The organism is Pseudoalteromonas sp. NSLLW218, assembly GCF_015864775.1.
In the GTDB taxonomy this organism is placed as follows: domain Bacteria; phylum Pseudomonadota; class Gammaproteobacteria; order Enterobacterales; family Alteromonadaceae; genus Pseudoalteromonas.
In genome coordinates, this window is the sequence record NZ_JADYWO010000007.1 from 284,756 (window position 1) to 298,708 (window position 13,953).

Genomic DNA, 13,953 nt, shown 5'->3' on the forward strand with positions numbered 1-13,953 from the left:
CGCCAATAAAATAGTTAGATACCACTATTATGCAAAAAACTATCCAACGTTTCTTTGACACGTGTTTTTAGAGTCATATCGAGTGACGATTGCGCTGTTTTAACTTCACAGCCACCGCGTTCAAGAGTGGGTTCTGCCATTAGTTGCCAGTTATTATCAATAATGGTTTGTTCGCCGTAGCTCTCTTTTATGAGTTCTAAGTCTTCGGGGTTTAAATGGATTCGTACTTTTTCTTGCTCCGCATTAAGTGAATTAATACTTTGCTTTAACGTGTGTAAAATCACACCTGGCGATGTTTTTACTTCTTGATAAATAACAGCTTCCGCCAACATGCTAGCAAGTTGTACTAATTGCTTCTCGGCTTGTTCGTCCACTTTATCTAGCGGTGCAGTTAACCCCTCTAAAATGGCTTTTAAACTTGTTAACTGCTCTTCAATTAATGGTTTTACATCTTCAAGGCCTTGTGTTTTACCTTGCCCTAACCCTTCTTTGTAACCTGCTTCTTTACCCTCGCCAACGCCTTTTTCAAAGCCGTCTATGTAGCCTTGCTCATGACCTTGTTTGAGGCCTTCTTCGTACGCGTCTTGTCTAATGCGTTCAAGCTCAACCATGGTAAGCGCAGGGAGTTCTGGTTCTTGTGGCTCATCAACTGGCATTTCTTCAGCTAATTCTTTTTTGTACAGCTCACTAAGCGGTGTGCCGTAAGCTGTAGAGCGATTGCCAAAGCTGCTCTCATCTGGTGCTACATCCGGTATAGCCCAGTTTTTTAATAGTTCATCTGCTTCATCAGCGTGAAGTGTGCGCCCTTTGAGTTTGCTCATGGTTTACAGGAACTCCTCGCCACCGCCGCCGCCCAGCTGAATTTCACCTGAGTCAGATAAACGACGCGCTGTTGATAAAATCTCTTTTTGCGCCGCTTCTACTTCACTTATACGCACCGGTGCCATTGCTTCTAAATCATCAGCAAGCATTTCGGCTGCACGTTTAGACATATTGCCCAGTATTTTATCTTTAAGGGCATCGTCGGTGCCCTTAATTGCTTTCATTAATACGTCTTGTTGTACTTCTCGTAGGATTGCTTGAATACCACGGTCTTCAACATCCATTAAGTTTTCAAACACAAACATTAAGTCTTGAATTTGCTGCGACATCTCTTCGTCATGTTCACGAATAGAATCCATTAACTGCCCTTCTACGTTAGTATCTAGGTAGTTCATAATATCTGCAGCAGCTTTTAAGCCGCCCATTTTAGCCGCTTGCGCACCAGCTTGACCGGCAAATTGTTTTTCCATGATTTCGTTTAGCTCTTGCAGTGCTGCTGGCTGAACTTCTTCGAGGTTTGCAATACGCATGGTTAAATCTAAGCGTACTTTTTCAGGGAACTGAGCAATAATCTCAGCTGACTGTTCTGGTTCTAAATACGATAATACAATGGTTTGAATTTGTGGATGCTCATTACGTATAATATTCGCTACTTGCTTAGAGTCCATCCATTTTAATGAATCCAGGCCTTTAGCGCCTGAGCCCATAACAATTTGGTCAATAAGGCTAGCAGCTTTGTCTTCACCAAGAGCGGCTGTAAGCGCTTTTTTAATAAAGTCTTCTGACTGAAAACCAATGGTACTAAAACTTTGAATTTGTTCTATAAACAAGTTGTGTACAGCGCTTATTTTAGCTTGAGATAAATCCTGTAACCCAGCCATCGCCATACCCACTTTTTGCACCTGTTTAGGTTCTAAGTGTTTAAGGATTTGCGCGGCATCTTCTTCTGATAAACTCAAAAGTAATATAGCGGCTTTATCTACCCCATCGAGCTTATCAACATCAAAGGCTGGCGGGAGTTGTTTTTGTTCTTGATCAGTCATCTTCTGTTAACCACGCTTTCACTACTTGTGATGATAGTTCTGGTTCGTTAGCTACAAGGGCACGAATTGCTTTAAGTAGATCTTCGTCGCCATGTAAATCCGGTAACTGCAGTGTACCATCACTTGAGAAACCAACCGAAGCAGAATCAAAGTCTTTATTTAGCATATCAAGAGTATTGTCGCCAATATCTACGCCTGAGCTTAGTGCATCTTCGTCGTATTCTTCTAGTGTATCGTCTGGGTAAATCAAGCGTTTAAGCATTGGTTTTACCACTGCCATTATTAATACAATGATAACTAAGGCGCCCAATACAAGGCGGGCTATTTTCATAAACCAGTCTTGTTCCCACAGTGGCACTTCTATAGCTAAATCTGTTGCTTCACGTACAAACGGCACTGTTACTACTTCAAGTGCATCACCACGTTGCATATCAAAGCCCACACCGCCTTGTAGTAAGCGACGAATATTTGACAATGCTTCAACCGAGCGTGGAGCCATGGTTGTTTCGCCGTTTTCTCCCACTTTAGGAATATAGTCAACAGCAACTGATACGCTTATTCTGCGTATAACACCACTTTGCTGGCGCTTGTGCGAAATGGTTGTATCGAGTTCATAATTACGTGTAGCTTCTTTGTGGCTGCGTGTTGGAGAAGTAGCAGTGCCTGCACCACCTTGCCCCGCAACCTCAGGAATATTTGAATTTAGCGGTGGCTGATTTGTAAGCGCACCTGGAATACCAACAGCTAGGCCGCCAATGTTATTTTCTTCAAATGTGGTTTCGCTTCTAACCGCTGGTAAGTCTGGGTTATAACGCTTTTGAGTTTCCTCAATCGAGCTAAAGTCCATACTCAAATCAACTTGAGCTGTATAGTTTGCAAGCCCAACAACCGGTATTAAAATACTGTCTATTTTTTCAAGGTACTCTTGTTCGCGCTTACGCTCTAAATCGTATTCTTTGCGAGAGCGTGCTGCTAATGAGCTTTGCGAACCTGAATTTAATAATCGACCATTTTGATCGGTAACTGTAACACGTGCAGGTTCTAAGCCTTGTACTGCTGAGGCAATCATATCAACAACAGAGTCTACTTCTTCACGGTCAAGTGAGCGCCCACGTTTAAGTGTTAATACAACGGTAGCTGATGGTTTTTTCTCTCTGCGGGCAAATACGTTTTCTTTAGGAATGGCTAACAATACTTTGGCGCGAGTAATGTTGTTAAGCTCTTCAATTGTGCGTGCTAATTGCTGTTCACGACCATGTTTAAGGCGCTCACGCTCCAAGCGTTGGCTTACACCAAAGCCCATATCTTGCATAATAATGTCAGAGCCTGATGCTGGACCTTGCTCTAACCCTTCACGGGTCATTAGTAGCTTAATGTTTTTGTATTCACTTTCATCAACCGATACAACATTGCCATCGAGTTGATATTCAATTTTTTGTGCATCTAAAAAGTCTAATGTTTGAATAAGCTCTTCAGTTTGCATTTTGCCTAACGGGCGCATATCTGGCTGACGAGCCCAAATAATAATGAAAATCGCGATAGCCAAACAAATCGCTAATGCTATTACCAGTGTTACTTGGCGCAATACATCAACACCACTTAAAGCACTTAAGTAGCCTGACTTTTGTTCTTGTTGATCATCACCACCACTTTGGTCGATACCGCCGCCAGCAAGTGCTAGGTCTGTAGATTGGTTAGATTGCGCCACAATAATTCTCCACTACCTAATTAAACAGGCATGTTCATGATTTCTTTATAAGCTTCAACAAGTTTATTACGAACCTGTACTGTAGCCTCAAAAGCAACTGACGATTTTTGAGAAGCAATCATCGCCTCAGCAAGCGATACACTTCGATCACCCATTTCAACCGCTTTTACTTTTTGACCTGCATCTTGCTGTAAACCGTGCACTGTATTTAGTGCATCACTAAGCATGTCGCCAAACTGGGAAGTAGAAGTAGGCTGAACTTGAGTCGGCAATTTATTTATCTGATTATTACGGCCGGCTTCTAAAGCCATTGATTGCATTTCTTGAAATACAGCACTGTTTTGAATTTTCATAATTTATCTCTGACACGCAGTGAACTCTTACAAGTAATAAAGCACAAAACATGCCAAATAATTAATTGTTAAAATACATACAGTTAACTTTAAATTATGTGAGTCAGAGTTTTGACAACCCTAAGTTCGCAGCGCAAACTTAGGGTTTATAGGAGGTTATGCAGGAAGTGAAATACCTAAATCGCGCATTTGCGCTAGTTTATAACGTAAAGTTCGTGGGCTTATGCCCAACGTTTCGGCAACGTCTTTACGCTTACCTTGGCAACGTGCAAGGGTTTCTAAAATAATGCGATGCTCTTTGTCTTTAAGCTCATCTTTATAGCTACCGGTATCTGCCGCTAGCAAGCCCTGCTTAGGTTCAGCCTCAACAGATGCTTTTTCATCGTAGTATGCCGAGCTTAGCGTGCTTTTATCAACGCCTTTATTTACGTGAGCTAATTCTGTTGGCGATACTGTTTGCGCCGGTGCCAATGAAGGCTCCATAACAAAGTTATTAGGCGCTAAGTTTTCAATATAAATAGCATGCTCGTTTATTGTATCGCCACTTCGCAGTATAAGCGCACGCTGTATAACGTTATCAAGCTCGCGCACATTTCCAGGCCACGCGTGGGCCAGTAACTTTTGCTCGGCAGCTTTATCTAAATACGCCATGGGCTCTTTACTTTTACTGATATGGCGCTCAATTAAATGCTTAGCCAATACAATAATATCGCCAGGGCGTTGGCACAATGGTCGCCACATTAGTGGAAAAACATTAAGCCTGTAATATAGATCTTCTCTAAATTGGTTTTCAGACACGGCTTCTTTTAAATCACGATTACTGGTTGCCAAAATACGTACATCGAGCTGGATTGTTTTACGACCCCCTAAACGCTCTACTTCACGCTCTTGCAGTACGCGTAACAGCTTTGCTTGTAGCCCTAAGTCCATCTCTGTAATTTCATCAAGTAAAATAGTCCCGCCTTGTGCTTGCTCAAACTTACCCGGACATGCTTGAATCGCGCCTGTAAAAGCCCCTTTTTCGTAACCAAATAAAGTGGCTTCGAGCATATTTTCAGGAATAGCCGCGCAGTTAATCGCCACAAATGGCTCATTACAGCGGCTCGACTTATCATGAATATAGCGAGCAAGTACTTCCTTACCTGAACCACTTGGGCCAAGTACCATTACACTTGCATCAGAGCGTGCTACTTTACTCGCAAGCTCCAATAATTGAATACTAGTTGGGTCAGCAACAATAGGTCCGTCGGTTTCTTTTGCTTTTTCAGGCAAATAACGGCTCACCATATTTAACAGCACTTCAGGTGCAAATGGTTTAGCCATGTAGTCAATTGCACCTAGACGCATGGCTTCTACCGCATCGTCAATTGTGGCGTACGCCGTCATCATCAATACAGGTAAGTCAGGGTGGTTTAATTTAATACTGCGTAGTAAATCAAGTCCACTCATTGCGCCCATTTGCACGTCGCTTACAACAAGCGAAAATTGATCTTTTTTAAGCAGTAACATTGCTTGCTCAGCACTGTTGGCTGCAACACATTCAATACCCGACATTTCAAGGGTATCTATTAAGGCTTCACGAAGCCCTGCGTCATCTTCGACAACTAAAATAGTGTTACTCATAATGATCCCTCTAGTTTAGATGTTGCCTTAATAGGCAGTAACAAACTAAAGCAGGCACCACCCTGCGTATTATTGGTCACATCAACACGACCTTGGTGCGCACTAGCCACCGAACTCACTACAGCAAGCCCTAAACCTGTGCCCTGACTTTTTGTAGTAAAAAATGGTTCAAAAATTTTATCGCTTTGGCTTAAATCAACACCTGGGCCATTGTCGCTCACACTAATACGAACCATATCTAAATCTTTTAAATCTCTTTGTGCACTTATTTTTACTTTTGCGCCGCCGCCAATAACTTGAATACTATTGTGCACTAGATTTTGAATAGCACTGGCCAATGCCGTTTTATTACCAACTATCTGTATATCGGGTTCTGGTAAGCTTACATCCAGTTCACTTTCATTAAGTGCGACCATCGCATCAGCACCTGCTTTAACTTCTGTTAAAAGCTGCTGCATTGAAACTTGCTCAACAACTTGCTGATCGCCACTTTTAGCAAATAACAGCATGTCGTTTACTTGAGTTTCTAAATCTTTTAAACGCGACATTAACTTTGTTTGAAAGTTATCGCGAGAAGCTTCGGGTAAGCGCTTAGACCCTAAATTAGCAGCGTAAAGCATAGCGGCTGAGAGCGGTGTACGGACTTGATGCGCTAATGACGCAACCATTTTACCCAGCGCGCTTAATCGCTGCATATGTGCAACACGTTTTTGTAAGCGGCGGGTTTCGGTTAAATCCGTCATTAAAATAAGTTGCCCAGGCTCTGGTGCTAAAGCAGTAATATCAAGCTTTATTAGGCGCCCGTCTTTTAAAGACACTTCGTGACCATCATCTTGATGTGGCCTAAAAGAGCGCTGAATAACATTAAACCAGCGTTCGCCTTCAAGTGGCTCGCCAAGCATATCAATCGCTATTTGATTCGCTTTTGCAATCAACCCTTTGCCATCAAGTACAACCACGCCTGCTGGCATTGTATCAACCAAATGCGAAAGCCAACTTGCTTGCTTGCGCAGATCGCTTAATTCACCAATGTACTCCTCTTGAAGTAAACATGGGTTATACTGATTTGCAGAAAAAAACTGTGGTTTTAGCACGCTAGCAAGGGCCATAATCAAATCTCGAATTGATGTAGATATATGTCTAAATGCACGATTTATACCAAAATTTATTTGCATACTTATCATTAAGTTACATCAACAATTTGAGCGACATAAAAATGACGCACGCAAAAAGGAATAATAATGAGTGAGCAAATAAAGTGCCGTTGCCCGTGGCTCGACACCACTAAACCCGACTACGTTATTTACCATGATGAAGAATGGGGCGTCCCCCTTTATGATGATACAAAGCTGTTTGAATTTATCACACTTGAATCCGCGCAAGCCGGCTTAAGCTGGTACACAATTTTAAAAAAGCGCAGCGGTTATAAAAAAGCATTTGCTAATTTTGATGTAAAAAAAGTATCACAATTCACACAAGATGACGTTGAGAGACTAATGCTTGATGAGGGTATTGTGCGCAATCGCTTAAAAATTTCGGCAACTGTTAACAACGCAAAGCGCTTTATAGAAATACAAAATGAATTTGGAGGTTTTAGTAACTACCAATGGCAGTTTGTGGGTAATAAGCCGATTATAAGTAATTTAAATAACATTGAAGACTACCCAGCAATTACAGAGGCATCAACCGCATTTGCGAAAGATTTAAAAAAACGGGGTTTTAAGTTTTTAGGTCCTACAACGGTTTACGCTCATATGCAGGCCTGCGGTATGGTTAACGATCACAGTAATGATTGTTTTAGAAAAGAAGAAATTATTAAGACTTTTAGTGAGTAAGAGATTTATAACCATAAAAGTGATTTGTTCACAAAGAGGTTAAGAGACGCTGCGCTTTAGAGAAGTAACGCGTAAGTTGACCATGGCTTCTCATTTATCCTCGTTTTTCACGCGAGCAAGTCTAGCGTCTACAACAAAAGTAAAAACCGTGTAGGTGCGAATTTACTTCGCGCTCTTGCTAATATTTTTTAAGTAAAGTGCGGTATAAAACCGCACCTACAAAACGAGGGGTTATTTATCTACTGTGTTTGGCCAATTTATAACTAAACACTGACAGCTGCTTTTAAACCTTAATCCCGTGAAAGATTATACTTTTTCATTTTCTCAACGAGTGTGGTTCTGCGTACACCTAATATTTCTGCAGCGCGAGCTACAACGTAATCATAGCGCTCTAGAGCTTGGGTTATTAAGCTAATTTCAAGCTCTGCTAAATAATCTTTAAGTTCAATACCATCATCAGGCAATAGCCCACTACCCGTTTGGCTAAACTCAGCGTCTGGCTCAGTTTCGTAATCACTAAAGCCTGTACTAAATATGTCGTTAAAGGCATCTTTTTCCATTAACTCTTCGGGGTATTCTGGCTCGTAGGCTTCAACTTCAATGTAACGATATTTATTAGGTAAATCGGGAATATCGACCACTTTTTCAGGAAACATAATAACCATACGCTCCACTAAGTTAGCAAGCTCACGAATATTACCAGGCCAAGCATGTTCTTTTAAACTCTCAACTGCGCGTTCTGTAAACTTAGCAGTAGAACCTGTTTGGTCGTTAACACGGCGCATTAGCTCTTTTAAAAGCAGCGGAATATCATCAGCTCGCTCACTTAGCGATGGGTTTTCGATAGGAAATACATTTAAGCGGTAATATAAATCTTCCCTAAAACTGCCCTCTTCAATCATTGTTTCTAGGTTACGATGCGTGGCCGCAATAACGCGTACATCAGCCTGAATAGCCTTTGTACCACCAACACGCTCGTAGCTGCGTTCTTGCAATACTCGCAGCAACTTAACTTGCATTTGCAGTGGCATATCGCCTATTTCATCTAAAAATAGTGTCCCGCCTTGAGCTAGTTCAAAGCGCCCTTTACGAGCCGATATAGCACCAGTAAACGCGCCTTTTTCGTGGCCAAATAGTTCACTTTCGAGCAGCTCTGCCGGAATAGCACCACAGTTAACAGGTACAAACGGTCCATTAATACGCTTTGAAAGCAAGTGTACATTACGGGCAACCACTTCTTTACCTGTGCCTGATTCGCCTAAAATTAAAACATTAGCGTCGGTTTTTGCCACTTGTTCAATTAAAAAGCGAACATCTTTTACGGCCTCTGTTTCACCAACTAGCCCGTCAAAGGTTTTATGCGGTTTAGTATGCTTATGCTCATTAGGCAGCATACGCTGATACTGCTGGCAATCGTGAAGTAACTGAGTGGTTACTTCGTGATTAAACGGCTCGCAAATAAGCCCCACTACATTAGCTATACTTAATAGTGGTTTTAGCGTTTCGCCAATTAATAAAAACGGTAGGGTTGGATAGCGTTTAATTAAGCTTTCGTGGTCAAGTGATTGCAACGCGCCTAAAATAATCATGCATTCTTGCTGCTGATATTTTTTGCATTCTTGTTCAAAGCAGTCTTCGCTTAATAGTTGGACAGCTTCACCAATAAAGCCAAGTGAAGCATTTAATCCTATTGCGCGGTTGTTATTATTATCTAAAATCAAGATCATATTTAGCGAGCCGTACTTTCACTAATTTGTATAATTAGTTAAATTGTAAGCCAGTTCAGCATGGATGCAAGTGATAGCGGCAGTTTTTTGACATAAACGCCAAAAAACAGACGGGCTAGTTAAGTTAACCATACTTAATAGTTAATCATTAAGTATGGGTTATAGTTTTAACTTATTTATTACCTAGCTATAACTTAGCTCTAAAAATTAATTTACTCGGCTATAAAAATGCTATTGTTAGTAAATAAACTCAATTATAAATTTAAGTTGAAGTTACAAATGCCGATACATAAATAAGTGAAAATGCTTGGCATTAATATTGCTTTGTTCTTATAAAAGTATAAAAGCTTTATTGATTTTTTATATTAGCTTTCACATAATTTTATCGTTTTAAATTTTAGGATTTTCCCATGGCTCATGTCTCAGTAAAAAAATACGGCCAAGTTCGTGCCAGTAGTATTGCCGAAATGGCTCCTTACGAACAAATAAACCTTATATTCAGTAATATTATCGGTCGCTTAGCAGCAACAAAAGGGTTTATTGAGCGCAAAGAAATAGCAAAAAAAGGTGAAAATATTTCAGCCTGTGTTTTATTATTTGGTGCACTGCAAGACGCACTTAATTTAGACGTAGAGCAAGACCCTAGTATTTCTAATAATTTATTGGCGCTTTACGATTACTGCCAACGCCGTTTAACGCAAGCTAACTTACACAACGATATTGAAGCAATTGTGGAAGTATCAAGTATTGTTAAAGAAATTAAAGAAGGCTGGGATAACATTCCGCTAGATCAACGCAGCCCTGCGGTTTAATTTTAAGTATGGACTCGCCAACATCTTCAGAGCAACTAACAAACTGCTCTGAGCTCATACAAACGTTGCTTAGTAAAATAGAAGTGTTAGTAAATGAAAATAACGCAGACGAAGCTCAGCCTTTTTTAGACACTTTAAATACTAATATAAAGCAATGGTGCGAAAGCAGCAAAGCTCCAAGCGCAGAGCAATTAGAATTAATTCAGCTTCGTATAAATACTATTTTAGTTAAAGCGAATAGTGCAAAAAACGAATCATCCAAAGCTATTATTAAACATAAAAAGTCTGGTAAGGCGATTAAGGCTTATAAAGCCACCTAGTAAGTAGGTTTGATTAATAACCTTTATTCTTACTAAATACATAGCTATAGCTTACTATTTGAATCAAAGAGCAGTACACAATAAAAAACCGCTAGATTTAAACTTAGCGGTTTTTTTATTGACTCGTAATACTTTTAACCCAGTTATTAATTTGATTGCCTAACTACGCCTGGCATGTTCTCTAACTGAGCTTGAACATAACTACTGGTGTTATTAAGGCTCGCGACTAGTAAATCCATCGCATTATATTGAGCATATAGTCGAGAAGATAGAGACTCCATTTTACTAGTAAGGCTCAAACGCTGATCATCTAAATCATCTAGTTGATTCGTTTTACTGTCGATTCGGTTTTGGATAATACCGTCGGAGTCTGTATAAAAGCTCATTAGCTCATCAAATGACTCTGCAAACCCACTATCATCACCCACAAAAAATTGCTGCACTAAATCTACATCTGCATCTATTTGCTCGTCCAGTGTTTCAGTATTTAACGTTAAAACACCATAGCGATCGGTTTCAACACCTAACTGCGAAAGCGATAACGAATTACCATCACCTAAGTCAACTGACTCAGTTATTTCACTACGGAGCTTTGACATAACACCACGAAGCAGCGAATCACCAGCCATGACACCTACACCATCAGTACTAGACGCACCTAAATTTTTACTAAGTTCAAGCAGATCATTGTAACTTTCAATGAAATTCTCTAGCCCAGATTTTATATTATTGTTATTTTCGGTAACCGATATATCACTAATGTCGTCGTCAACATCATGTAATTTTTTAGCTGTTATATCCACGCCATCAATTACATTACTAAATTCATTAGTATTGCTTGATACAGTTAACGTGCCATCAATCGTTATTTGTGCGTTTTGCGCAGCGTTTACTTCAGTAAGATTAGTAGTGTGATTAGCTGGGTCTGCGTCTGATACATCATAAGCTAACCGAGATAGGCCACCTGTATCAGTATTATTACCGTCATCGTCTTGTACAGTTATTGTAATTGCGTTGTCTTCGCCGGTTTCTTTACTTGTAAGCACTAAATGCTGACCGGTATCGCTGGTTATTATAGTTGCAACAACAGAATCATTGCTATCACTGCCAGTAAAAGGGCCGTTATTAATTTGGTCTCGTAAATCTTCTAACGTGTTTGTAGCCGATAAAACCGTAGAAAAACTATTTGTGCCAGAACCTATCGTAATTACGCCAGCACCAATTGCTTCGTCTGCTGCAAATGCAGGGGATGATAACTTATGAGCTTGCGCTAATGCATCCACTTTTACGTTGTAGCTACCTGGTTGAGCGTCTTGATCTGCACTAATTGATATAAAATCATCATTGCCAGATGCTGTTCGCTTTTGATAGTTATCACTATCGCCCAATGCTTCCATTGACGTTTGCACTTTTTCGAGCGCAGACTTAAGTGCGCCTACAGCTGAAATATCAGTTGTTAACTTGCCTTCTCTTGTATTTAATCGAGCTTCAGCAGGTGCTTGTTCTGCATTTACTAGTGCATCAACAATATCTGATACTGCTAATCCAGAACCTAAACCAGTAAACGAAATAGCCATACTTCACCTCTTCAATACTTAAAAATAAACCAGCTAACTTTTATAAGTTAACACTTATAGGTGCTTACTAAACTGTTTGATCAATTAAAATACCTGCAGATTCAGACAATTTAGAAACCAAACTCAAAACTTCCTCAGAAGGATATTGCTTAATAACTTCGCCACTGTTTTTATCAAGCACTTTAATGACATCGCGGCCTGAATCTTCATCAACTTTAAATTGTAAACTTCGGTTCATTTCACCCATAAAATCCTGCAATTGTTGCGCCATTTGTTCTAGTTGTTCGCGCTCTAACGGCTGAGCTTTTTCATCTTGATTGTTATTTTTGTATTGGTTTTGCTGTAATTTTTGTTGATTTTGCGCTTCCGTCTGCTTTACATCATCAATCGCTCGCTCAGTTAAAGAGTGAGCAGCTTGCCCTACTTGCTTATCATCACCAGCAACGGGGGTCGGTAATGTTGTAATTTCTGCGTTTGAAGTAATTGTATTCATAACAGATTCCTATTTTTCACTTAATTAAACCAACAATAGCTTAGTTTATATTCTTAAACCACAAAAGGAGGTAGCTAAAGCCACCTCCTTTTTTAAATACTAATACTGACTTTATGTATTAGTTAGCTAACCATTAAGCTATTACTTTTAGCTTATTAACCTAATAAGCTAAGTGCTGCCTGTGGTAACTGGTTCGCTTGCGACAAGATTGACGTACCCGCTTGTTGCAATATTTGGTTTTTCGTCATCTCTGCGGTTTCAGTTGCAAAGTCTGTATCTTGAATACGACTACGCGAAGCCGACACATTTTCTTCAATGTTTGCTAAATTACTTATGGTGTAATCAAAGCGATTCTGAAGCGCACCTAAACTAGCTCTTTGAGAGTCTATTTCAGCTAATGCACCGTCAATGATATCTAAAGCATCTTGCGCTCCAGATGTTGTTCCTAAATTAACCTCTCCAACGTTAACGCTATTAGAAACTGCGGCAGTGGTTGACTCAATAGAAGCATCGGCGCCTAAGACAGCAAATGACTCAGTTGAGTTTAATTTAATCGAACCAGATACAACACCTTCAGTTGAAGTAGCAGCTAAGGCCACACCAGCTAAAGTTTTTCCATCAGCTTCATAACCGCTAATAGCAGCTGTCATACCAGTCATAGCAGTTATTTTAATATCTTTACCGCTCTCATCAGTTAAAACTAAACCTTTAGTATCATCCACTGTAGCTGTAACACCATGTGAACCCGACTTTTCATTTACAGCTTCAGCAATTGAGCTATAGTCAGTTGTACTTGATGTGGTAGCTGATATAGTTGAACCGTTTAACGAAAATGACACTGCACCAGAGCCAATTATACCATTTATACCTGCAATTGTTCTTGCGTCAGCAACAATTCCTGTATCTGATGTTTTAGCATTAATATCATTAGCAAGCGATTCTGCAGTTTGTGCTAGCCCAGTAGCAAATGCTGTTGCTTTACCATCCTTACCTGTCAGTGTAACTGCTGGAGAAATTGCTGTAACTCCATTAGCTGTACCACTAGCATTGGCAGCTCCTAATGCAGTACCTGCAAGTATAGACTGATTAGTGCCAATGTCAGAAGCAGCTATACTACCTAAACTCATAGAGATTGTTTCGTTAGCATTAGCGCCTACTTGGAAACTTTTTGTTCCAAAACTACCGTCTAACAGATTTTGTGAACCAAAAGATGTTGTGTCTGAGATACGTGTTAATTCAGTTTGCAATGCACTAACTTCTTTTTGTAAAGCTTCTCTATCTGAGTCTGAGTTTGAACCGTTAGCTGACTGGAGTGCAAGCTCTCTCATGCGTTGCAATATATCCGTTGATGCTGACATTGCACCTTCAGCAGTCTGTGCCATTGAGATGCCATCGTTCGCATTTCGTTGTGCTACACCCAAACCATTTACTTGTGATGTTAAACGGTTTGAAATTTGAAGGCCTGCCGCATCATCTTTTGCGCTATTAATACGCATACCTGATGATAGACGTTCCATTGAAGTCGCTAAGTCTGAACCTGATTGAGAAAGGTTACGTTGAGCGTTTAATGAAGATACATTTGTGTTTACTGAAATCATAATAAAACTCCTGATTACTTTCGTAATATTGCTGTTTTGATT

Annotated in this window: 13 protein-coding genes; 3 read left to right on the forward strand and 10 right to left on the reverse strand. The window is 40.2% G+C overall.

Translation table 11 applies throughout. The features are described from left to right. Positions 1 to 14: 14 nt before the first annotated feature. The 6 genes from fliH to I6E80_RS13030 all read right to left on the reverse strand — a co-directional run bounded on the left by fliH (position 15) and on the right by I6E80_RS13030 (position 6,658). Complete coding sequence (gene fliH, locus I6E80_RS13005) at positions 15 to 821, reverse strand: flagellar assembly protein FliH (protein ID WP_197185701.1); 807 nt, start codon at positions 819 to 821, stop codon at positions 15 to 17. A gap of 3 nt (positions 822 to 824) precedes the next feature. After that, the gene (fliG, locus tag I6E80_RS13010; RefSeq protein WP_007581881.1) at positions 825 to 1,865 is read right to left on the reverse strand and encodes a flagellar motor switch protein FliG; all 1,041 of its coding nucleotides are present in this window, start codon (positions 1,863 to 1,865) and stop codon (positions 825 to 827) included. Beyond that, the gene (gene fliF / locus I6E80_RS13015) at positions 1,858 to 3,573 is read right to left on the reverse strand and encodes a flagellar basal-body MS-ring/collar protein FliF (protein WP_197185702.1); all 1,716 of its coding nucleotides are present in this window, start codon (positions 3,571 to 3,573) and stop codon (positions 1,858 to 1,860) included. The genes fliG and fliF overlap by 8 nt, the downstream gene beginning before the upstream one ends. A gap of 20 nt (positions 3,574 to 3,593) precedes the next feature. After that, entirely contained in the window at positions 3,594 to 3,926 is a 333-nt protein-coding gene (gene fliE / locus I6E80_RS13020; RefSeq protein WP_008168784.1) for a flagellar hook-basal body complex protein FliE, read from the reverse strand. A 156-nt stretch (positions 3,927 to 4,082) separates the two neighbouring features. Then, positions 4,083 to 5,549, reverse strand: a complete 1,467-nt coding sequence (locus I6E80_RS13025; protein ID WP_197185703.1) for a sigma-54 dependent transcriptional regulator — start codon at positions 5,547 to 5,549, stop codon at positions 4,083 to 4,085. Beyond that, positions 5,546 to 6,658 (reverse strand): PAS domain-containing sensor histidine kinase, encoded by a 1,113-nt coding sequence (locus I6E80_RS13030; protein ID WP_007581877.1) that lies wholly within the window; start codon positions 6,656 to 6,658, stop codon positions 5,546 to 5,548. Before I6E80_RS13030 ends, I6E80_RS13025 begins: the two co-directional genes overlap by 4 nt. A gap of 132 nt (positions 6,659 to 6,790) precedes the next feature. Between I6E80_RS13030 and I6E80_RS13035 the strand changes: the two genes are divergently transcribed. Then, positions 6,791 to 7,384 (forward strand): DNA-3-methyladenine glycosylase I, encoded by a 594-nt coding sequence (locus tag I6E80_RS13035; RefSeq protein WP_197185704.1) that lies wholly within the window; start codon positions 6,791 to 6,793, stop codon positions 7,382 to 7,384. A gap of 290 nt (positions 7,385 to 7,674) precedes the next feature. Here the strand turns inward: I6E80_RS13035 and I6E80_RS13040 are convergent, their stop codons facing one another. Further along, positions 7,675 to 9,111, reverse strand: a complete 1,437-nt coding sequence (locus I6E80_RS13040; RefSeq protein WP_197185705.1) for a sigma-54-dependent Fis family transcriptional regulator — start codon at positions 9,109 to 9,111, stop codon at positions 7,675 to 7,677. A 410-nt stretch (positions 9,112 to 9,521) separates the two neighbouring features. Between I6E80_RS13040 and fliS the strand changes: the two genes are divergently transcribed. Beyond that, positions 9,522 to 9,923: a flagellar export chaperone FliS gene (gene fliS / locus I6E80_RS13045; RefSeq protein ID WP_197185706.1), complete on the forward strand. Its 402-nt coding sequence runs from the start codon at positions 9,522 to 9,524 to the stop codon at positions 9,921 to 9,923. A gap of 8 nt (positions 9,924 to 9,931) precedes the next feature. Next, positions 9,932 to 10,243: a hypothetical protein gene (locus I6E80_RS13050; protein WP_197185707.1), complete on the forward strand. Its 312-nt coding sequence runs from the start codon at positions 9,932 to 9,934 to the stop codon at positions 10,241 to 10,243. Positions 10,244 to 10,389: 146 nt separating this feature from the next. Here the strand turns inward: I6E80_RS13050 and fliD are convergent, their stop codons facing one another. From fliD to I6E80_RS13065, 3 genes are all read right to left on the reverse strand, one after another. Further along, positions 10,390 to 11,820, reverse strand: coding sequence for a flagellar filament capping protein FliD (gene fliD, locus I6E80_RS13055; RefSeq protein WP_197185708.1), 1,431 nt, complete (start codon positions 11,818 to 11,820; stop codon positions 10,390 to 10,392). Positions 11,821 to 11,887: 67 nt separating this feature from the next. Beyond that, positions 11,888 to 12,313, reverse strand: coding sequence for a flagellar protein FlaG (locus I6E80_RS13060; protein ID WP_024599224.1), 426 nt, complete (start codon positions 12,311 to 12,313; stop codon positions 11,888 to 11,890). A gap of 155 nt (positions 12,314 to 12,468) precedes the next feature. Next, a complete protein-coding gene (locus tag I6E80_RS13065; protein WP_231616788.1) occupies positions 12,469 to 13,911 on the reverse strand; it encodes a flagellin in 1,443 nt (480 codons plus the stop codon). Between the last annotated feature and the right edge of the window lie 42 nt (positions 13,912 to 13,953).

Coding starts and splice junctions, on each gene's coding strand:
- fliS (WP_197185706.1), top strand. CDS start 9,522: ATGGCTCATGTCTCAGTAAAAAAATACGGCCAAGTTCGTGCCAGTAGT.
- fliE (WP_008168784.1), bottom strand. CDS start 3,926: ATGAAAATTCAAAACAGTGCTGTATTTCAAGAAATGCAATCAATGGCT.
- I6E80_RS13050 (WP_197185707.1), top strand. CDS start 9,932: ATGGACTCGCCAACATCTTCAGAGCAACTAACAAACTGCTCTGAGCTC.
- fliH (WP_197185701.1), bottom strand. CDS start 821: ATGAGCAAACTCAAAGGGCGCACACTTCACGCTGATGAAGCAGATGAA.
- fliD (WP_197185708.1), bottom strand. CDS start 11,820: ATGGCTATTTCGTTTACTGGTTTAGGTTCTGGATTAGCAGTATCAGAT.
- I6E80_RS13035 (WP_197185704.1), top strand. CDS start 6,791: ATGAGTGAGCAAATAAAGTGCCGTTGCCCGTGGCTCGACACCACTAAA.
- I6E80_RS13030 (WP_007581877.1), bottom strand. CDS start 6,658: ATGGCCCTTGCTAGCGTGCTAAAACCACAGTTTTTTTCTGCAAATCAG.
- I6E80_RS13040 (WP_197185705.1), bottom strand. CDS start 9,111: ATGATCTTGATTTTAGATAATAATAACAACCGCGCAATAGGATTAAAT.
- I6E80_RS13025 (WP_197185703.1), bottom strand. CDS start 5,549: ATGAGTAACACTATTTTAGTTGTCGAAGATGACGCAGGGCTTCGTGAA.
- I6E80_RS13065 (WP_231616788.1), bottom strand. CDS start 13,911: ATGATTTCAGTAAACACAAATGTATCTTCATTAAACGCTCAACGTAAC.
- fliG (WP_007581881.1), bottom strand. CDS start 1,865: ATGACTGATCAAGAACAAAAACAACTCCCGCCAGCCTTTGATGTTGAT.
- I6E80_RS13060 (WP_024599224.1), bottom strand. CDS start 12,313: ATGAATACAATTACTTCAAACGCAGAAATTACAACATTACCGACCCCC.